The sequence below is a fragment of the Streptomyces sp. NPDC104814 genome (assembly GCF_055583185.1).
Genome location: NZ_JBVJOL010000002.1, coordinates 14,357 through 34,154 on the forward strand (window position 1 = coordinate 14,357; position 19,798 = coordinate 34,154).

The following is a 19,798-nucleotide window of genomic DNA, read 5'->3' on the forward strand; positions in this document are numbered from 1 at the left end:
GCAGGGAACCTCCGAGCTCTTATTGCAAGTAAGTCGCAACAACAAGCTAGCAGCAAAAAGCCCCCGTGTGGATCACACGGGGGCTTTCTGCGTGAGGTCGCAGGGGTGCGGCGTCAGTCGCGGGAGGCCCGCGCCTTCTGCCAGGCGTACCCGACGGCCGCCAGGACCAGCGTCATCGCGCCGGTCGAGTACAACTGCACGCGGTTGGCCGGGTCACGGGCCATCAGCACGAAGATCGCGGCCATGCCGGCCAGCGCGACCCAGGTCAGCCACGGGAAGGCCCACATGCGCACGACCAGCTTCTCGGGGGCCTCGCGCTCCACGCGGCGGCGCAGCAGCAGCTGGGAGACCGCGATGAAGAACCAGACGACCAGGATGACCGCGCCGATCATGTTCAGCAGCCACTTGAAGATGTCGTCCGGGCGCCAGTAGTTCAGCAGCACGCAGACGAACCCGATGACGCACGAGGTGAGGACCGCGATCCGCGGCACCCCGCCGGACAGCTTGGCCAGCGCCTGCGGGCCCTGGCCGCGCTGCACCAGCGAGTAGGCGATGCGCGAGGAGCCGTAGATGTTGGCGTTCATCGCGGACAGCAGGGCCACGAAGACGACGACGTTCATCAGCTGGCCGGCGCCGGGGATGCCCAGATGGTCGAGCGTGGCGACGTACGGGCCCTTCTCGACGACCTCCTTGGAGTCCCACGGGACCAGGGTCACCGCGACCGCCATGGAGCCGATGTAGAAGACGGCGATGCGCCACATCGCCGTGCGGACGGCGGAGGCGACGCCGCGGACCGGGTCCTCGGACTCCGCCGCCGCGATGGTGACCGTCTCCAGACCGCCGTAGGCGAAGACCGAGGCGAGCAGGCCGACCAGCAGGCCCTCGCTGCCGTGCGGCATGAAGTCCGTGAGGTGGGAGGTGCCGGGCGCCTTCGTGTCCGGCAGCACACCCGCGATGGCCAGGACGCCGAGGATCAGGAACAGGCTGATCGCCACGACCTTCAGCAGGGCGAACCAGAACTCGAACTCGCCGAAGTTCTTCACCGCGGCCAGGTTGGTGCCGCAGAAGACCACCATGAACAGGGCGACCCACATCCACTGCGGGGTGCCGGGCAGCCAGCCCTGGACGATGCTCGCGGCGCCCATGCCCTCCAGGCCGACCGCCGTGCACAGCAGCACCCAGAACGACCAGCCGGCGGTGAAGCCGGCCCAGGGGCCGATCGCCCGCTCGGCGTGCGCCGAGAAGGAACCGGAGGACGGGTAGGCGGCGGACATCTCACCGAGCATCCGCATCACCAGCATCACCAGCAGACCGGAGATCGTGTAGGCGATCACGATCGACGGGCCGGCGGCGGCGATGCCCGCGCCGGAGCCGACGAACAGGCCGGCGCCGATGACGCCACCGAGGGCGATCATCGACAGATGGCGCTGCTTGAGGCCGTGGGAGAGGGTGGTGCCGTCCTGTTGCTGCGGCGGTGTGTCCGTGGTCGTGCGGCTGGGCATGGGCGCGGCTCTCCACGAAGGCAAGGGGCGGGCAAAAACCCCGTCAGTCTGGGCGGCCCGTCCGCTCACGCGAAGGGACCGCCCAGTATCCGGACACCGCCGGTGCGGAGGGTGAGACTCCGATTACGCCGCCACGGGGGTGTAGTGCGCGGCGTCGCCCTCGATCGACCAGCTCTCCTTGCCCTCGATGCCGACCGGCACGTCACCGGCGACGGTCACCCGGTGCAGCCGGCGCGGCTGCCCGTCGTAGTTGTCGATGGCGTAGTGCTGGGTGATCCGGTTGTCGAACAGGACCAGTTCCCGCTCCGCCCACCGGTGCCGCAGCACGTTCTCCGGCCGCGTGACGTACGCCTGGAGCAGCTCCAGCACCTTGCGGGACTCGCCGGCCGACAGGCCCACGATCCGCTGCGCGAACCCGCCGATGAACAGCCCTCGCTCGCCGGTCAGCGGGTGGACGCGGACCACCGGGTGCACGGTGCGGTACCGGATGGAGGTGAACTGCGCCCGCTGCGCGGCCTTCTCCTCGTCGATCTCCTCCTCCGGTACTGCGTAGTCGTAGTCGTTGGTGTGCTCGGCCCACAGGCCGTCGGCGAAGCGGCGCAGCGGCTCGGGCAGGTCCCGGTAGGCGGCGGCCGCGTTGGCGATCAGCGTCTCGCCGCCGTACGGCGGGACGGTGATCGAGCGCAGGCTGCTGGCCTGCGGCGGGTTGAGGACGAAGGTGACGTCCGTGTGCCAGTGGTTGGCCCGGCCCCGTTCGCTGTCCACGGGCAGCACGTTCGGGGCGTCCTCGACGGCGCCGACCGTCGGGTGGGCGGTGGTCAGGTCGCCGAAGTGGCGCAGGAAGGCCTGCTGGCCGGCGTCGTCCAGATCGCCCGCGTCGAACACGAGCGCCTTGTGGACGTTCAGGGCCTCACGCACCGCGGCGACCTGCTCGGGGGCGAGCGGGGCGGTGATGTCGACGCCGGTGACGCGGGCGCCGATGCGGGCGGTGACCTTGGTGATCTTCAGAGACATGGCGGGGGTCCTTTCAGGCGAGGGCGGGGGCGGGCGCGGGCACCGACGTGGGCACCGTGGCCAGGTACTGGTTGGCGGGGCGGGGCAGGCCGTAGCGCTCGCGCAGGGTGCGGCGCGGGCCGTACTCGGCGCGGAACAGGCCGCGGGCGCGCAGGCGCGGCACCACATGGTCGACGAAGGCGTCCAGACCCGAGGGCAGGACGGGCGGCATGATGTTGAAGCCGTCGGCGGCGCCCCGCGTGAACCACGTCTCGATCACGTCGGCGATCTGCTCGGGCGTACCGGCGACGGTGAAGTGCCCGCGCCCGCCGCCGAGCCGCCCGATGAGCCGGCGCACGGTGAGCTTCTCGCGCCGGGCCAGCTCCACCACGAGCGTGTAGCGGCTCTTGGCGCCCTCGATGGCGTCCTCCGGCGGCAGGTCCGCGGGAAGTTCGGCGTCCAGTTCGAGGGTGCCGGGCGCCACCTGCAGCAGGCTCTCCAGCCGGGCCACGCCGTGGGTGTGCACGATGTGGTCCTCCAGCAGCCGCTCCGCCGCCCGCGCCTCGGCCTCGGTCGAGCCGAGGACGGGGACGATGCCCGGCAGCACCTTCAGCAGCCCCGGGTCCCGTCCCGCCCGCGCGGTGCGGGACTTGAGGTCGGCGTAGAAGGACTGCGCGTCGGCGAGGGTCTGCTGCGCGGTGAACACCGCCTCCGCGTACCGGGCGGCGAACGCCTTGCCGTCCTCGCTGGAGCCCGCCTGCACCAGCAGCGGGTAGCCCTGCGGGGTGCGCGGCACGTTCAGGGCGCCCTCGACGCTGAAGTACTTCCCCTGGTGACGGGGCGGATGGATCTTGCCGTCGTCGCCCCACACCCCGGCCGCCTTGTCCGCGACGACCGCGTCGTCCTCCCAGCTGTCCCACAGCTTCAGGGCCACGTCCAGGAACTCGGCGGCACGCGCGTACCGCTCGGCGTGCGCGGGCTCCGCGTCCAGCCCGAAGTTGCGGGCGGCCTCGGCGCCGGCCGTGGTGACGACGTTCCAGCCGGCCCGGCCGCCGCTGATGACGTCCAGGGAGGCCAGCTTGCGGGCCAGGTTGTACGGCGAGTTGTACGACGTGGACGCGGTCGCGATCAGCCCGATGTGCTCGGTCGCCGTCGCCAGCGCCGTCAGCAGGGTGAGCGGCTCCAGGGCCCCGGCCGGGCGCTGGGCGAGGTTGCTCCACAACTGGGGGCCGTCGGCGAGGAAGAGCGAGTCGAAGGTGCCGCGCTCGGCGCTGCGGGCCAGCCGGACGTAGTGCTGGAGATCGACGTGCGCGTACGGGTCGCTCTCCGGGAGCCGCCACGAGGCCTCGTGGTGGCCGGTGCTCATCAAGAACGCGTTGAGGTGGAGCTCTCTGCGGGTCGCCGGTGGTCCTCCGTGACGCCCAGCGCGGCCAGCAGACGCTCGCGGTACTCGCCGAGTACCGGTTCGCGGTAGGAGCGCGGATGGGGGTGGTCGATGGTCAGGTCGAGGCCGATGCGGCCTTGGTCGAGGACGAGAATCCGGTCGGCGAGCACGATCGCCTCGTCCACGTCGTGGGTCACCAGCAGCACCGACGGCCGGTGTCGCTGCCACAGGTCGCGCAGGAGTGCGTGCATCCGGATCCGGGTCAGCGCGTCCAGCGCGCCGAACGGCTCGTCCGCCAGCAGCAGTTCGGGCTCGCGGACCAGGGAGCGGGCGAGTGCGGCGCGCTGCGCCTCACCTCCGGACAGCTCGCCCGGCCAGGCCCGCTCGCGGTGGGTGAGGCCCACCTCGGCCAGTGCCGCCCGACCGCGTTCCTCCGCGTCCCTGCCGTCCAGGCCGAGCAGGACGTTGTCCAGCACCCGCCGCCAGGGCAGCAGCCGGGAGTCCTGGAAGACGACCGACACCCGCTCCGGCGCCGTCAGCTGCCCGCTGCCGCTCACCCCGTGGTCCAGGCCGGCGATCGCCCGCAGCAGCGTGGACTTGCCCGAGCCGCTGTGCCCGAGCAGCGCCGTGAACTGCCCGGCCGGCAGATCGAGATCGACGCCGTCCAGGACCGTGCGGTCCGCGAAGGACCGGGTCAGGCCGCGCAACCGCACGGCCGGCCGGGTCAGTTGCTCAGTGTGCGGCGCCATGACAGCACCCTCCGTTCGACGAGCCGGACCGCACTGTCGGAGACCAGGCCGAAGACGCCGTAGATCAGCAGGCCGACCAGGATGACGTCGCTCTGGCCGTAGTTCTGCGCCTGGAACATCAGATAGCCGAGGCCGGACGTGGCGTTGATCTGCTCCAGCACCACCAGGCCCAGCCAGGAGCCGGTGACGCCGAGCCGCAGGCCCACGAAGAACCCGGGCAGCGCGCCGGGGATCACGACCTGGCGGACGAAGGCGAGCCGTGACAGGCCCTGCACCTCGGCGAGTTCGACGAACCGGCTGTCGATGCCGGACAGCGCGGCGTGCGTGTTCAGATAGATCGGGATGTAGACGACGATCGCGATGATGGCGATCTTGAACGTCTCGCCGATGCCCAGCCAGAGGATGAACAGCGGGATCAGCCCCAGGGTCGGGATCGCCCGGTTGAGCTGCACCGTCCCGTCGATCAGCGCCTCCCCGGCCCGGCTGAGCCCGGCGGCGAGCGCGAGCAGCACCCCGGCCGTCAGCCCGATCGCGAAGCCGGAGCCGGCCCGCTTCAGGGAGGTCACGATGTCCGTGGCCAGGGTGCCGTCGGTCCACAGATGCCCGGCGGTCCTCAGCACCGTCCACGGCGCGGGGATCGCGCCGGGGTCCAGGGCTCCGGCGGCCGAGGCGGCCGTCCACAGCGCGAGCACGGCCAGCGGGCCGGCCAGCCGGGCGGCGGGCAGCCGGCGGCCGGGGGAGAGGCGGCGGCGCCTGCGGACCTGGGGGAGCTCCCCGGCCGCCGGCGCCACGACGGCCGTCGTGGTCAGGGTGGTCATTTCCGGTACTCCTCGGGTACGGCACGGGCGGCGATCGCCTCGAAGCGGTGGTCGAAGAGGGAGGAGACGTCGAACTTCTTCACGAAGCCGCCCTCGGCGAGCAGGTCGGCGGTCTCCTGCTCCCAGCGGATCGCCTCGTCCCAGCTCGGCGGGAACAGCGGCTTGTTCGCGAGCGCGGTGATGGACCTCGCCTGCTGAAGGCTCAGGTTCTGCGTCTTGACGTAGAACTCCTCGTTCCACACGTCCGGGTGCTCGTACGCCCAGACCTGGCCCTTGGCCCAGTGCGGGATGTAGGCGGCGATCGCGGCGGCCTTCGCCGGGTCGTTCAGCACCGGCTGCGGCGCCCACAGCAGGTTGAGCAGGTCGACGACGTCGGTGGCGATGGTGCGGGCGCCCTTGGCGGCGTACTTCTTCAGATAGGCGGGCGCCTGGCTGATGCCGAGCGGCGCGATGTCGACCTGCCCGGACTGCAGCGCGGTCAGGAACTGGTTGCTGGTCAGCGGCACCAGCTTCACGTCGTCGTAGGCGAGGCCCGCCTTCTTCAGCGCCCGCAGCAGGACGACGCCCTGGGCCTGCCCTTGCGAGAAGGCGAGCTGCCTGCCCTTGAAGTCCGCGACCGTGCGGATGTCGCTGCCCGGCTTGGTGGCGAAGAGGTAGTTGGGCTTGCGGGTGACGTCGATCGCCACGATCTTCGCGGCGAACCCCTGGTAGTGGGCCTGGATCGGCGGGATGCCGGCGTTGTTGGCGAGGTCGAGGGACTTGGCGCGGAAGGCGTTGATCACGTCGGGGCCCGCCCCGATGTTCAGCCAGTTCGAGACGGTGAACGGCAGCGCCGGCAGCTTCGCCAGTCTGAACTGCAGCTGCTGCTGGCCCAGATAGGAGGCGATCTTCAGGCTGGTCCCGGCGGGGACCCGGTCGGCGAGCGGCCGGGTGGCGGCCTTCGCGGTGTCGGCGGCGGTCTGCCCGTCCGCGCAGCCGCTCAGGCCCGCCACGGCGGCGGACGCGCCCAGCACGGAAGAGAGAAAGGTACGACGGTGCATGGGAGGACTCCCAGGAAGAAATGACAGCAGAATCTCCGGGAAAAAGGGCCCGGGAAAGAAGAACTCACACAGCGGGAAACACGCGCTTCATGCGCGGCAATATGTCAGCAACAGAGGGTGCGACAGCTGGTGAAGGAGCTCATGACCAGGATGTTCCCGGTCAAGAGCGATCCCTGTCAACATTCGGAGTTTCTGAATTAAATAGCCTCAGGCCAGGCGCCCAAAGGGTCCCGGAACAAGGCGTCCAGGACCACCGATCCACCCGCCACCGCCAGCACGGATTCGACGGGGAAACTCGTCGGCAGAACATCCGCCGCCCGGGCCGGACCGACCGCATCACGCAGCGCGCCCAGGCAGTCCTCGAAGTGCAGGACACCCACCTCGGTCACCACGACCGCCTCCGGGTTCAGCACGTCCAGCAGCAGCGCGGCCGCCCGCCCCGTGGCCCGGGCCCGCTCCACCAGCAGCCGCCGGGCCAGCGCGTCCCCGCCCGCCGCCGCGGCGACCACGTGCATCGGGTTCGCCGAGTCCGTCACCCCGGCCGCCCGGGCCCGCCGGCACAGCGTCCGCTCGCTCAGCTCGGCCTGCAGGCAGCCGGTACGGCCGCACGGGCACGGCTCGCTGCCGCCCGGCACCGGCAGATGGGCGATCGCCCCGGCCGCGGAGCGCGGACCGTGCAGCACCTCGTCGTGGACGGCGAACGCCGCGTCGACCACGTTGCCGACGAACAGGTGCAGCACACTGCCGGCCCCCCGGGCCCGCCCGAACAGCCGCTCGCCGTTCACCAACGCCCGCGCGTGGGAGTCCACCCGGACCGGCAGCCCCGTGTGCGCGCCGAGCAGGTCACGCACCGGAACCTCCCGCCAGCCCAGCAGCTCGTGCTCGACGACGGTGCCCGTCTCCCGGTCCACCCAGCCACCCATCGCCACCCCGGCCCCCAGCGGCCGCCGCCCCGGCACCGCCGCGCACAGCGCCGCGAGCCCGTCGGCGGCCCGCTTCAGCACCCGGCGCGGATCGGTCCCCTCGTGCTTCAGCTCCCGCCGCAGCACGACCCGCCCACGCAGATCCAGCAGCGCGACCGTCGTGTACGGCACGGCGATGTGCACCCCGGCCACCAGCAGGTGCTCGGTGTCCAGATCGACCGGCAGGTGCGGGCGCCCGACCCCGCCGGAACGCCGGGGCACGGCCGCCTCCCGGACCAGGCCCGCCCCGGCCAGCCGGGCGCAGTGGTCCGTCACCGACGCCGGGGACAGCCCGGTCAGCCGGGCGATGGTGCTGCGCGCGACCGGCCCGTGCTCCAGCACGGACCGCAGGACGACACTGGCGCTCGTACGGCGCCGGTCGCGGTCGGCGACCCGGGGGACCGGGGAGGCGGACAGGGCGGAGGGAGGTGCCGCGGTACGGGGCATGGCGTTGCGCTTCCTCGCGGGAGGGGGCCGTCGGATGTCCTCGTCAGGAGACGCGCCGGAGCCACCGCTCCCGCCGCCTCACACCGCGCGGTGACACATGGCCGCGCCCACGCGCCGCAGGTCGACATGGCGACGCGACGAGAAGTACCGGGCCTGGGCAACCATGGCTGGAAGGGTAGGCCCTGACGGCGCGTTCCGGCCAGGGCACCCGGCGGCGTTTGGTGGAATCCCACAGCGGGGTACGTCCGGCCGGGGTGAGGAAGACGTCACGGCCTGCGTGACCGGTGTCACGTCAGCAGGGGTGTCTCCGCCGCGAGTTGTCCGAAGCCCACCAAGCCGCCGTCCCGGCCTTTGTCGAGCGCTGATGGTGATCGGCGCGAGCGCGCTGGGATAGCGTCGCGGTGTCCCGAGCCGTCCCGACCCCCGCGGAGTCCCCATGAGCACCGCTGCCGCCACTCCCGCCCGTACCGGGCAGGTCCTCGCCGACCTGCTGCCGGCCTCCCGCGTCCGCGACGCGGCCCTCGTGCTCGGCGGCGCCGCGCTCACCGGCCTCGCGGCCCAGCTCTCCGTCCCGGTGCCCGGCTCCCCGGTCCCGGTGACCGGCCAGACCTTCGCCGCCCTGCTCGTCGGCACCTCGCTCGGCGCCGGCCGCGGCTTCCTCGCGCTCGCGCTGTACGCGCTGGCCGGCATGGCGGGCGTGCCGTGGTTCGCCCAGGGCGCCTCGGGCGCGAGCATGCCGTCCTTCGGGTACGTCCTCGGCATGCTGCTCGCCTCGACCGTGGTCGGCGCGCTGGCCCGCCGCGGCGCCGACCGGAACGTCTGGCGCACGGCCGGCACGATGATCCTGGGCGAGGCGATCATCTACGCCGTCGGCGTGCCCTACCTGGCCCTGGCCGCCCACATGTCCCTGACCCAGGCGATCGCGGCGGGCCTCACCCCCTTCCTGCTCGGCGACGCCCTGAAGGCGGCCCTGGCGATGGGCGTCCTGCCCACCGCCTGGAAGTTCGCCCACCGCGACTGACGGCCCACGGCCGGCCCGCCTCCACAACGGCGGCCGGCCCGGCTCCGCAGGGGCGGCCAGACCGTCTTCGGAGCGGCGGGCAGACCTGCTCCGCCCCAGCGGGGCACCGGTTCGCCGGGCCCGCTGGGGCGGACGTCGGTTCGCAAGCTCCGCGGGAGCGGGCACCGGTTGGCCGGGCCCGCAGAGGCGGAGCCGGTCCCCTGATTCCGCGGGAGCGGGCACCGGTTGGCCTCGGCCCCGCCGGAGCGGGCACCGCTTCCCCAACTCCACTGCGCCGGGCGCCCGTTCCCTCAGCTCCGCAAGAGGCTCGCCGGGTCGTATGTCGACCGCAGTACGGCGAGCCTCTTCGTCGTCTCGGCGTCGTGCAGGCCCCGCGTGCGGTCCCCGGCGCCGAAGGCGAAGCTCGCCGAGCGGCCGAGGGTGTGCGGCGCCAGCAGCGCGAAGGCCGGGTCGAGCACCGCGCGGGCGGTCTCACGCCCGCCGACCGACAACAGCCGTACCAGGAAGCGCCCCTCGCGCCACGGGACGGCGTTCGGCGCGGGCGCGGCGAGCGCGCCACCGAGGTGGTTGATCTGCACGACGCACATCGGCCCGCCGGCGTCCGGACCCGTGCGCGCGAGCACCTCCGCGGCCGCCGCCCCGTCCAGCTCGCGCAGCACCGCGCTGTCCCCGTAGTAGGCGTGCGGAACATCCGGGTCGCTGTGGATGGTGTGGCTGTCGGCGTACGGCAGCACGCGCAGCGAGTCGGACAGCACCGGCCCGATCGCGCGCAGCGGCGCGACGAGCCGTTCGCCGTCCTCGCCGGTGTACGCCACCCGCACCGACACGACGTACCGTCCGCGCAGGTGCGGCGGCAGCGCCGGCAGGTCCGGATACGGCACGGCCGCGAAGGACGAGGTGAGCGTGGACGGCACGGTCCGCGTCCACGCCTCGTACGCGCGCAGCACCGCCGCCGGGCCCACCTCCCGCCCGTCGAACGCGAGCGCGCCGCCGTACAGGGTGCGCACCGGGACCAGGCCGATCTCCATGCCGGTGACGACGCCCAGGCCGTGCCCGCCGCCGAGCAGACCCCAGGACAGCTCGTCCCCGGGCGTGACACGGCGCGGTACACCGTCGCCGGTGACGACGTCGAGGGAGCGCACATGGTCGGCGGCGTACCCGAACTGCCGGGCCATGATGCCCAGTCCGCCGCCCAGCGTGTAGCCGACGACGCCGACGGACGGGGCGGAGCCGTTCAGGGGGGCCAGCCCGTGGGGCGCGGCGGCCGCCACGACCTGCCCCCAGCGCACGCCCGCCTGCACGCGCGCGGTGCGGGCCGCCGCGTCGACCTCGACCCGGTCCATGCGCGAGGTCGTGACGAGCACCCCGCCCGCAACGTCACCCGGCAGACCGTGCCCGGTCGCCTGCACCCGCAGCGGAAGATCCCGGGCGGCGGCATGCCGAACGGCCGCGACCACGTCGTCCGCGCTCGAGGCGGCGACGACGAGGTCCGGCCGTTGGCTGAATCCGGTCTGGAACCCGGCGACCTCCGCGTCGTAGGCGGGGCCGCCGGGCCTGAGGACGGGCAGCTGCGTGGTTTCGGCGTCGAGGTCCGTGAAGTCCATGCGGCCATGCTGGCCGCATAACCTGACAGCTGCCGTCAGGTTATCCGCGCGCGTCTCAACCGCGCGCGTCGGAGGAGACCGGCTCGGCCGCCTCGGACGGGGCCTGCGCGGTCACCGCGGCCCGCCGGCCGCCCGTCACCTTCTGCTTGACGAAGGCGATGACGAGGACGACCGCCGCGACGCCCAGCGACAGCAGCACGGTCTCGCGGCCGTCGTGCTCGGTGTCGGTGAGCATGTAGCCCAGCACGAACACGATCAGCGCCGCCGACGCCCAGGTGAGGTACGGGTACAGCCACATCTTCACGACGAGCTTCTCGGGCGCCTCCGCCTGGATGATCTTCCGCATGCGCAGCTGCGAGAAGCAGATGGCGAGCCACACGAACAGCGCGACCGCACCGGAGGAGTTGAGAAGGAAGAGGAAGACGGTGTCCGGGTACTTGTAGTTGAAGAACACCGCGACGAACCCGAACGCCACCGACACGAGGATCGCGGTCTGCGGCACGCCCCGCGCGGTGGTGCGGGCGAACCCCTTGGGCGCGTCGCCGCGCTGGCCGAGCGAGAAGGCCATGCGGGAGGCGGTGTACAGACCGGAGTTGAGACAGGACAGCACCGAGGTCAGCACGATGAAGTTCATGATCTGACCGGCGTGCGCGATGCCGAGCGAGTCCAGGGCCGCGACGTACGAGCCCTTCTCGGCGATCGCCTTGCTGTCCCAGGGCAGCAGGGAGACGACGACGAGGATCGACCCGAGGTAGAAGACGGCGATGCGCCAGATGATGCTGTTGGTCGACTTGGTGACGGCCCGCTGCGGGTCCTCCGACTCACCGGCCGCGAGGGTGGCGATCTCGCTGCCCATGAAGGAGAAGACGACGAGCAGCACACCGGTGAGGATCGCGCCGGGCCCGTGGGGCAGGAAGCCGCCGTGCGAGGTCAGGTTGGACAGGCCCGCCTGGTCGCTGTGCACGCCGGGCAGCACACCGAACACGGCGAGCGCGCCGATGACGATGAACGCGCCGATCGCGACGACCTTGATGCCGGCGAACCAGAACTCGAACTCGCCGTAGGAGCCGACGGAGACGAGGTTGGTGGCGGTGAGCACCGTCATCACGATCAGGGCCCAGCCCCACTGGGGCACGGCCGGGATCCAGCCTTCGAGGATCTTGGCACCGGCGGTCGCCTCGACCGCGAGCACCACGACCCAGAAGAACCAGTAGAGCCAGCCGATGGAGAACCCGGCCCAGGGGCCGAGCGCACGGTCGGCGTGCGCGGAGAACGACCCGGAGGTCGGGTTGGCGGCCGACATCTCACCGAGCATGCGCATCACCAGCACCACGAGCGTGCCGACGAGCGCATAGGAGAGGAGGATGCCGGGCCCGGCGGTGGCGATACCGGTGCTGGAGCCCACGAAGAGGCCGGCGCCGATGACACCGCCGATAGCGATCATCGAAAGATGACGGTTCTTGAGTCCTGCCTGGAGCCCGGATCCGGGGTCGCCGGGGGCGCCGGGGCTTTTCTGGCCGTGTCCGGCCTGCGTCTGTGACGGCTGCGAGGTCATTGGGACGGAATTCCTTTGCGCCGCGTGATCTTGTTGTGATCCATCTCCCGTACGGAGCGGTGTACGAGCCGGACCAGTGAATCCGAGGTAACGGAATTCGGGAACCTTTGAATCCGGATTGTTACTTGAGGTTTTCCTGAGGTTCTGTAGCCTCGCCCTTACGCTCGGTGCACCCTTCCCCGGCCTCCACCCCGCCCTGCTGCCCGCGCCCGCGCATGTCACACTCGTCCCATGCGCGTGTATCTCGGCTCGGACCATGCCGGCTTCGAACTCAAGAACCACCTCGTCGAATGGCTGAAGGCGGCGGGTCACGACCCCGTCGACTGCGGGCCGCACATCTACGACGCCCAGGACGACTACCCGCCCTTCTGCCTGCGCGCCGCCGAGCGCGCCGCGGCGGACCCGGACTCCCTCGGCATCGTGATCGGCGGCTCCGGCAACGGCGAGCAGATCGCCGCGAACAAGGTCAAGGGCGTGCGTGCGGCCCTCGCCTGGAGCGAGGAGACGGCGGCGCTCGGCCGCCAGCACAACAACGCCAACGTGGTCGCGGTGGGCGCCCGCATGCACAGCCAGGAGGAGGCGACGAAGTTCGTCGAGACCTTCCTGAACACCCCGTTCTCCGGCGACGAGCGCCACATCCGCCGCATCGACATGCTGGCGTCCTACGAGACCACGGGTGACCTGCCGCCGATCCCGGCGCACCACCCGCAGCAGTAGTCGCACGCAGGGGCGTGCGCCCGGGCCCGGCCCGGTCCGGGCGCACGCCCCGCGGACGGTCACGAGAGGAGACGGCCACCGTGCCAGAGGGGCACACGATCCACCGGCTGGCGCAGGACTACGCCGCCCGCTTCCTGGGCACGGCGCCCCGCGTCACCAGCCCCCAGGGCAAGTTCTCCGACGCCGCCGACCTCCTCACCGGGTCCGTCCTCACCGCCACCGAGGCCCATGGCAAGCACCTCTTCCTGCGCTTCCGCGACAGCGAGCACGTGCACATCCACCTCGGGCTCTTCGGCAAGGTGACCTTCGGGGACGCCCCCGCGCCCCCGCCCACCGACACCGTCCGCCTGCGCCTGGCGAACGACACCGCCTACGTCGACCTGCGAGGCCCCACCACCTGCGCGCTGATCACGGACGCCGAGAAGCGGGCCGTGCACGCCCGCCTCGGCCCCGACCCGCTGCGCGACGACGCCGACCCCGACGCGGCGTACCGCAGGATCTCCCGCAGCCGCACCACCGTCGCCGCACTGCTCATGGACCAGAAGGTCATCGCCGGCGTCGGCAACGTCTACCGCGCCGAGGTCCTCTTCCGGCACGGCATCGACCCCTACCGCCAGGGCCGGGACATCACCCCCGCCGAATGGCAGGCGATCTGGAGCGACCTCGTCGCGTTGATGCGCGAGGGCGTCCGCCACAACCGCATCGACACCGTCCGCCCCGAGCACACGCCCGAGGCCATGGGCCGCGCGCCCCGCGTGGACGACCACGGCGGCGAGGTCTACGTCTACCGCCGCGCGCCGCAGCCCTGCCATCTGTGCGGCACCGAGATCCGCACCGCCGGCCTCGCCGCCCGCAACCTCTTCTGGTGCCCCACCTGCCAGCAACACTGACAGCGGCCCGCGCGGCAGGCCGATGCCGGTCCGGAGCCCGCGCGGCAGGCCGATGCCGGTCCGGAACCCGTGCGGCAGGCCGCTACCGGTCAGAACCCCGCGCGGCGGGCCGCTTCCGGTCTAGAACCCGTGCGGCAGCCACGGCGCCACCGCCGAGCCGAACGCCGCCGACGCCTCCGTCAGCGCGCCGCCCCGCAGTTCCCGCACCCGCCCGGCCGCCGCCAGCGCCGTGAGCGGCACGCCGCCGAGATACGCCGCCCCCAGATCCCGCGCCGACAGGGCGAGATCGGCCGCGTCGCCGGTCCGCTCGCAGGACGCACCCTTCGTGTCGCCGTGCAGCCGCCAACGCCCCTCGTTCCACGGGCAGAAGGCGTCCGACACCTCCAGCACGACGTCCACCGGCGCCTGGTAGCTCCGCGCGGCCAGCGCCGCCCCGACGTCCACGAGCCGCACATACCCCTGGTCCCGGACGCCCACCAGACAGCGCCGGATGTCCGACACCTGGTACTGCCACGCCTCGTCCACCGGACGCCCCCGGGCCACCAGCGTCGACGTCAGGTCGATGTCATGGAGGAACCGCCACAGCGCGGCCTGTGCCGCCGGGTCCAGGGCGTGCAGTTCCGCGAGCCGCACCTCGCCGTCGGCCCCGCCCGGCCCCCAGGCCGGCTTCACCCGGAACCGCGCGAAGCCCACGACCTCACCGCCGCGTTCGGCGAGCACGCACTGCAGCGGCGACGCCCCGTCCTTGTGACGCTCCAGTTCCAGCAGCCCGACCCGCTCCCAGCCCGGCCGGTGCCGCGCCAGCATCCCGGGCCGGCCCGGTACCAGCCGCGCGTACACCGCCTCGCAGGCGTCCACCACCTCACCGGGCTCGGCGTACCGCAGCCGTACGCCGTCGGTGCCGTCCGGGACGGACAGCTTCACCCGGGCGGTGTCGATCCGCGCGTCCAGCGCGTAGCTCGCGGTGCCGTACCCGAACCGGCCGTAGATCGCCGGTTCGGACGCGAACAGCACCGCCAGCGGCTCGCCCCGGCGCCGCGCGTCGTCCAGCAGCCGCCGCATCATCGCCGTCAGCAGGCCGCGCCGCCGATGCGTGGCGGCGACGCTCACCATGGTGACGCCCGCCGCGGGCACCGGCGTCCCGCCCGGCACGGTCATCCGGAAGGAGAATGCCCCCGCCGTCCCCACCACCGTGTCCCCGTCCCAGGCGGCGAGGGAGCGGTCGTGATCCGTGAGCTCGCGCCACAGCGCCCGTTCCTCGTCCGACTCCGCCACCCCGCCGAAGGCGCGCAGCAGGCTGCCGTACCACTGCTCCCAGTCGTCCGGCCGCAGCACGCGCAGCTCGCTCGCGGGGCCCGTCGTCTCGCTCGCCACAGTCGCCATGAACCATGCCTATCAAGGCCGCATCGGACCGGCGAGGGAATTTCGCCCTCTGCGCCACACGCGCCGCCCGCGTGCCGTTCACTGAGAACCCCCTGAGAAATGGGGCCTCGGACGGGGGACAAGTGGGACCTCCCGTGCCAAGCGCCCGGCCCGATGGATAGGGTCACCGACCAATGGCAGTACGACGAGGACGGCGCACGGCGGCCGAGACGTTCACGGCCCGGTGGAAGATGCAGTGGCACCGGGCCCGCGTCGGCGTGCGCCGGGCCGCCGTCGACTACTTCCGCGGGGACGGATCGGACTGGATCGCGCTGGCCGGCCTCTTCCTCACCATCCCGCTCATCGCCGCCCTCACCCTCGCCAACTCGGTGTGGTTCTCCCCGGCCGCCCTGGTCCTGCCGATCGTCGTGGGCGGCCTGCTGCTGCGCCCGGCGAGCCTGCTCGGCCTGTACGCGGCGGCGGCCACCGCCCTGATCGTGGAGTCGGTGTGGCTCGGCCCGTACACCGAGGGGCCGAGCCGGGTCACCCCGGGTGTGGTGCTGGTGGTCGCCGCCTGCGGTTTCGTCGGACTGCTGATAGCCCAGTTCCGCTCCCGGGTCGGCGTGCCCTGGCGGCGCGGCGGCACCATGCTGTTCGACCTGCGCGAACGCATCCGGGTGCAGAGCAAGCTGCCCCAGCTGCCGCGCGGCTGGCACCAGGAGATGGCGCTGCGCCCGGCCGGCGGGCAGTCCTTCTCCGGCGACTTCGTGGTCGCGGCCCGCACCAACGGGGGCCGCACCCTGGAGGTCGTCCTCACCGACGTCTCCGGCAAGGGCATGGACGCCGGCTCGCGCGCCCTGCTGCTGTCGGGCGCGTTCGGCGGACTGCTCGGCTCCCTGCCCCCGCACGCCTTCCTGCCGGCCGCCAACGGCTATCTGCTGCGCCAGGACTGGGACGAGGGCTTCGCCACCTCCATCCACCTGGTCCTCGACCTGGACTCCGGCGACTACGAGCTGTACTCCGCGGGCCACCCGCCGGGCCTCCAGCTCAGCGCGGGCAGCGGCCGCTGGGAGGAGAAGGCCGCCGAGGGCCCGCTGCTGGGCGTGTACGACGGCGCCCAGTTCGACCCGGTGAAGGGCTCCCTGCGCCCCGGCGACGTGCTGATGCTGTTCACCGACGGCCTGGTGGAGACCTCCGACCGGGACATCGTCGAGGGCATCGACCGGCTCACCGGCGAGGCCGACCGCTATGTCGGCGCCGGCTTCCAGGGCGCCGCCTGGCATCTGATCGAGGCGGTCGCCAAGGACGTCAACGACGACCGGGCCCTGCTGCTGATCTGCCGCGAGGGCCCGACCGCGTCCTTCGTCCACTGACCGCACGGGAGGTCCCATGCTCACCCTGGCGGAAGTCGAGGCCCTGGCCCGCGCCGCGCACGCCGGTCGGACCGACAAGGCAGGCTGGCCCTACGCCGAGCACCTTCAGGCGGTCGCCGAGGGCGTACGCGTGCGGGGCGGCGACGCCGACCAGATCGCGGCGGCCTGGCTGCACGACGCCGTCGAGGACGACGCGCTGAGCGAGCAGTGGCTGAACGAGGCCGCGCTGAGCGCTCGTACGAAGGACGTCGTGCGCGCCGTGACCAAGCGGGCGGGGGAGTCGCCGCAGGACTACGCCGGGCGCATCCTCGCCACCGAGGGCGCGCTGCTGGTCAAGGAGGCCGACCTGGCGCACAACGCCGACCCGGCCCGCCTCGCCGCCCTGGACCCGGCGACCCGCGCCCGCCTGACCGAGAAGTACGCCCGCATGCGCGCCCTGCTGGGCCTGCCGGCCCCGGCGTAGACGGCCGCCGGGTACACCCCTAGGGGGTGTCTCGCCGATCACGCCGGGCTCGCGGCGTCTGGCACCGCACCTCGCCGCGTTGTCGTCACTCCCCGATGCTCCGCATCGGCTCCCTCCTCCGCCTTGCGATGCACGGCACCAGACGCCGCTCCCTGATCCGGCCTGATCGACGAGACACCCCCTAGGCGTTCACCGGCTCGGGCGCCGGGGGCGCGGTGTGTTCGCGGGCGCGGGCCTCGGCGGCGGGGTCCGGCCGGAACGCCCACGCCATCCTCGGCTCGGTCACGCACCGCAGGGCCCGCCGCACCGGCGGGGTGCACAGCAGGGTGACGGCGGCGGCCGCGAGCACGGTCACCGCGACCGCGCCGAGCGGGCGGTGCACCCATGGCGCGTCGAACCAGCCGCGGTACTCGGCGAACTTCACCAGGAAGCCGTGCAGCAGATACCCCGTGATGGTGCCCGCGCCGAGCGCCGTGCACCACAGGCGGCGGCCCGGCACCCAGGCGAGGAAGCAGGCCGTCAGCACCAGCGCGCAGCCGATCGACGCCAGCGTCATCACCGGCCCGCACCACCAGGGCGCCCCGAGGTCCTGCGCGGCCGACTGCCGGTAGAACCAGCCGCCGTTCATGCGCGGCACCGACCACCAGGCGACCGCGAACGCCGCCGCGCCGACCGGCAGCGCGGCGATCCGCACCGAGCGGCGCCGCACCAGTTGGAAGTGCTCCGGTTTCAGACACAGCCCGAGCACGAAGTACGGCAGGAACTGCAGGACGCGCTGGAGGTCGAAGTCCGTGCCGATGCTGGGGCTGACGCTCGCCAGCATGGCGACGGCGACGGCCGGCAGCAGCGGCCGGCGCAGCACCTTCCACAGGGGCGTGGTGAGCCGCCATATGAACAGCGCCGCGAGGAACCACATCAGATAGCTGGGGTCGAGCAGGCTGATCTCGCCGTCCGGCCGGTCGGCGACGTCCTTGAACAGCTCGTAGGCGGTCTCGAACACGACGTACGGCACGAGGACACCGGTGACCAGGCGCCGGAGCCGGTCCGGACGCGCGTCGAAACTCCGCGAGAAGTAGCCGGAGATGACGACGAACGCCGGCATGTGGAACGTGTACACGACCCGGTACGCGCTCTCCACCGCACGGCTGCCGTCCATCATCTGCGCCCAGGTGTGCCCGATCGCGACGAGCACGATGGCCAGGTATTTGGCGTTGTCGAAGAAGGCGTCGCGCTGCTTGACCATTCGAGGCACCCTAACGCGGTTGCCGCGCCACACCAACGGCCCGATATGTCCTGGATAATGACCGCCAAAACCACTCATATGGGCAGGCAGCGTACGGCTGTTCACGCGCGCTCCGGTCCGGCCGACGGTGTGTCACGCACCGCACGGGGTAGCGCGGTTGGTGGCACGATGGTTCCCGACGGGGGTGTGTGGGGTAACACCCCCGGGCCGGGAGAGCGGACCGACCGAGGGTGTGATCTGTTGTGGCCATTTCACTGTCTGTGGTGCTGTTGTTGGCGGTGATCCTGGTGGTGCTGGTCCGCGGAGGCTCGATCAAGGCCGGACCCGCCATCGTCGCCATCCTCTTCGGCTTCTTCCTCGCCTCCACGGGGATGGCCCCCTCGATCAACCGCTTCCTGAACTCGATAGCGGAAACGATCAACTCGATCAGTTTCTGACTCGATCAGTTTCTGAGGGGGGCGTCCCGCCCGGCCGTGAGGGAAGTGTCTTGACGTCGAGATACTTCCTGGGCAGGCTGACGGGATGACCGACACCGCCACCGGCTTCCCGGACATCCCCCCGACCACCCTCGCCGACCTCGTCGGCCGGGAACAGGTCATGGACATCGGCATCAGGCCCCTGTGGTCGCCGATGCCGCGCCTCGCCGGTCCGGCGTTCACCGTGCGGTGCCGCCCCGGCGACAACCTCATGCTGCACGCCGCGATCCACCGCGCCGCGCCCGGCTCGGTCGTCGTCGTGGAGTCCGGCGACGTCGACCACGCCCTGGCCGGCGGCAACGTCTGCGCGGTCGCCCGGCGCCGGGGCATCGCCGGTTTCGTCCTCGACGGCGTCATCCGCGACGTCGCCGAGGCACGGGAACTCGGCTTCCCGGTCCTCGCCCGCGGCGTCATCCCGATCCCCGGCACCAAGAAGGCCGTCGAGCCGCTGAACGTGCCGGTGCGCTGCGGCGGCGTCCAGGTGCATCCCGGTGACCTCGTCGTCGCCGACGAGGAGGGTGTCGTGGTCGTCCCCGGCAGCCGCCGGGAGGAGGTGCTGCGGGCCGCCCGCGCCCGGCTGGCCGAGGAGGCCGCGGTGTCCCTGGACGCCTGGCAGGAGGCGCACCGCGCACGCATCGACAAGATCCTCGCCGAGCACGGCTACGAGGACTGACCGGCCCCGGGGACGACTCAGGCCCAGGTGAGCGGGAAACCCCGCCTCACCTGGGCCTGAGTCATGCAGAGCGGGCGACGGGAATCGAACCCGCGTAGCCAGTTTGGAAGACTGGGGCTCTACCATTGAGCTACGCCCGCACACAGCGCGCCACAGGCCGGTGGGGCCGTGGCACTGCAAGGCATCGTAGCGGGTCGGCACCCCTCGCCGCACACCCCCTGTGACGTGTGCGGCCTGCGGGCGCGGCGCGCCCGGCCGGTGCCCCCGTACGCCCCCGCCGATGCGGCGGCCGCAGGGCCTGCGGGCATGTACCCTACGTCTCGCACCAGACGGGGTGTGGCGCAGCTTGGTAGCGCGTCCGCTTTGGGAGCGGAAGGCCGTGGGTTCAAATCCCGCCACCCCGACCACCAGCAGGACCCCGGGACGATCACCTGTTCCGATCGGCCGCCCGGGAATGTGCCGATCACCCGGGGGACGAGCCGGTGATCGCCTTTTGGGCCGTTCAGCGGCTGCGGTTACTATGCAA

18 protein-coding genes and 2 tRNA genes are annotated in these 19,798 nt (G+C 72.4%); 8 read left to right on the forward strand and 12 right to left on the reverse strand.

Going from position 1 to position 19,798, the window contains the following annotated elements; all coding sequences use genetic code 11:
* Nucleotides 1-113: 113 nt before the first annotated feature.
* From ACZ64A_RS08530 to ACZ64A_RS08560, 7 genes are all read right to left on the reverse strand, one after another.
* The gene (locus ACZ64A_RS08530) at nt 114-1,502 is read right to left on the reverse strand and encodes an amino acid permease (RefSeq protein ID WP_469809123.1); all 1,389 of its coding nucleotides are present in this window, start codon (nt 1,500-1,502) and stop codon (nt 114-116) included.
* 123 nt (nt 1,503-1,625) lie between these two features.
* On the reverse strand, nt 1,626-2,516 hold the full coding sequence (locus ACZ64A_RS08535) for a TauD/TfdA dioxygenase family protein (protein WP_469809124.1): 891 nt from the start codon (nt 2,514-2,516) through the stop codon (nt 1,626-1,628).
* Nucleotides 2,517-2,529: 13 nt separating this feature from the next.
* Nucleotides 2,530-3,861, reverse strand: coding sequence for an LLM class flavin-dependent oxidoreductase (locus tag ACZ64A_RS08540; protein ID WP_469809125.1), 1,332 nt, complete (start codon nt 3,859-3,861; stop codon nt 2,530-2,532).
* On the reverse strand, nt 3,861-4,628 hold the full coding sequence (locus ACZ64A_RS08545) for an ABC transporter ATP-binding protein (RefSeq protein ID WP_469809126.1): 768 nt from the start codon (nt 4,626-4,628) through the stop codon (nt 3,861-3,863). The genes ACZ64A_RS08540 and ACZ64A_RS08545 overlap by 1 nt, the downstream gene beginning before the upstream one ends.
* On the reverse strand, nt 4,604-5,446 hold the full coding sequence (locus tag ACZ64A_RS08550) for an ABC transporter permease (RefSeq protein ID WP_469809127.1): 843 nt from the start codon (nt 5,444-5,446) through the stop codon (nt 4,604-4,606). Before ACZ64A_RS08550 ends, ACZ64A_RS08545 begins: the two co-directional genes overlap by 25 nt.
* A complete protein-coding gene (locus tag ACZ64A_RS08555; RefSeq protein WP_469809128.1) occupies nt 5,443-6,486 on the reverse strand; it encodes an ABC transporter substrate-binding protein in 1,044 nt (347 codons plus the stop codon). The genes ACZ64A_RS08550 and ACZ64A_RS08555 overlap by 4 nt, the downstream gene beginning before the upstream one ends.
* A gap of 197 nt (nt 6,487-6,683) precedes the next feature.
* Nucleotides 6,684-7,895, reverse strand: coding sequence for an ROK family protein (locus ACZ64A_RS08560; RefSeq protein WP_469809129.1), 1,212 nt, complete (start codon nt 7,893-7,895; stop codon nt 6,684-6,686).
* 436 nt (nt 7,896-8,331) lie between these two features.
* Here ACZ64A_RS08560 and ACZ64A_RS08565 point away from each other — a divergent pair, with 436 nt between their 5' ends.
* On the forward strand, nt 8,332-8,916 hold the full coding sequence (locus ACZ64A_RS08565; protein WP_469809130.1) for a biotin transporter BioY: 585 nt from the start codon (nt 8,332-8,334) through the stop codon (nt 8,914-8,916).
* A gap of 290 nt (nt 8,917-9,206) precedes the next feature.
* On the opposite strand, the gene ACZ64A_RS08570 is transcribed toward ACZ64A_RS08565, so the two are convergent.
* Nucleotides 9,207-10,520: an FAD-binding oxidoreductase gene (locus ACZ64A_RS08570; RefSeq protein WP_469809132.1), complete on the reverse strand. Its 1,314-nt coding sequence runs from the start codon at nt 10,518-10,520 to the stop codon at nt 9,207-9,209.
* Between the two features lie 55 nt (nt 10,521-10,575).
* Nucleotides 10,576-12,075 carry an amino acid permease gene (locus tag ACZ64A_RS08575; RefSeq protein WP_469809133.1) on the reverse strand — a complete coding sequence of 500 codons (1,500 nt, stop codon included), beginning with the start codon at nt 12,073-12,075 and terminating at the stop codon, nt 10,576-10,578.
* Nucleotides 12,076-12,306: 231 nt separating this feature from the next.
* Between ACZ64A_RS08575 and ACZ64A_RS08580 the strand changes: the two genes are divergently transcribed.
* Both ACZ64A_RS08580 and ACZ64A_RS08585 read left to right on the forward strand, forming a co-directional pair.
* Nucleotides 12,307-12,792, forward strand: coding sequence for a ribose-5-phosphate isomerase (locus ACZ64A_RS08580; protein WP_469809135.1), 486 nt, complete (start codon nt 12,307-12,309; stop codon nt 12,790-12,792).
* Between the two features lie 80 nt (nt 12,793-12,872).
* Entirely contained in the window at nt 12,873-13,682 is an 810-nt protein-coding gene (locus ACZ64A_RS08585; RefSeq protein WP_469809136.1) for an Fpg/Nei family DNA glycosylase, read from the forward strand.
* A 120-nt stretch (nt 13,683-13,802) separates the two neighbouring features.
* Here the strand turns inward: ACZ64A_RS08585 and ACZ64A_RS08590 are convergent, their stop codons facing one another.
* On the reverse strand, nt 13,803-15,065 hold the full coding sequence (locus ACZ64A_RS08590) for a GNAT family N-acetyltransferase (protein WP_469809137.1): 1,263 nt from the start codon (nt 15,063-15,065) through the stop codon (nt 13,803-13,805).
* Between the two features lie 173 nt (nt 15,066-15,238).
* Between ACZ64A_RS08590 and ACZ64A_RS08595 the strand changes: the two genes are divergently transcribed.
* Both ACZ64A_RS08595 and ACZ64A_RS08600 read left to right on the forward strand, forming a co-directional pair.
* Nucleotides 15,239-16,417 (forward strand): SpoIIE family protein phosphatase, encoded by a 1,179-nt coding sequence (locus ACZ64A_RS08595; protein WP_469809138.1) that lies wholly within the window; start codon nt 15,239-15,241, stop codon nt 16,415-16,417.
* A gap of 16 nt (nt 16,418-16,433) precedes the next feature.
* Nucleotides 16,434-16,880, forward strand: a complete 447-nt coding sequence (locus ACZ64A_RS08600) for an HD domain-containing protein (protein WP_469809139.1) — start codon at nt 16,434-16,436, stop codon at nt 16,878-16,880.
* Nucleotides 16,881-17,061: 181 nt separating this feature from the next.
* Here the strand turns inward: ACZ64A_RS08600 and ACZ64A_RS08605 are convergent, their stop codons facing one another.
* Entirely contained in the window at nt 17,062-18,123 is a 1,062-nt protein-coding gene (locus ACZ64A_RS08605; protein WP_469809140.1) for an acyltransferase family protein, read from the reverse strand.
* A gap of 242 nt (nt 18,124-18,365) precedes the next feature.
* On the opposite strand from ACZ64A_RS08605, the gene ACZ64A_RS08610 reads away from it, so the two are divergent.
* A complete protein-coding gene (locus ACZ64A_RS08610; RefSeq protein ID WP_361623325.1) occupies nt 18,366-18,560 on the forward strand; it encodes a hypothetical protein in 195 nt (64 codons plus the stop codon).
* A gap of 85 nt (nt 18,561-18,645) precedes the next feature.
* Nucleotides 18,646-19,272: an RraA family protein gene (locus ACZ64A_RS08615; RefSeq protein ID WP_469809141.1), complete on the forward strand. Its 627-nt coding sequence runs from the start codon at nt 18,646-18,648 to the stop codon at nt 19,270-19,272.
* A gap of 69 nt (nt 19,273-19,341) precedes the next feature.
* Here ACZ64A_RS08615 and ACZ64A_RS08620 read toward each other — a convergent pair.
* Nucleotides 19,342-19,412: transfer RNA gene (locus tag ACZ64A_RS08620), tRNA-Gly, on the reverse strand.
* A 190-nt stretch (nt 19,413-19,602) separates the two neighbouring features.
* Between ACZ64A_RS08620 and ACZ64A_RS08625 the strand changes: the two genes are divergently transcribed.
* Nucleotides 19,603-19,679: transfer RNA gene (locus tag ACZ64A_RS08625), tRNA-Pro, on the forward strand.
* Nucleotides 19,680-19,798: the final 119 nt, after the last annotated feature.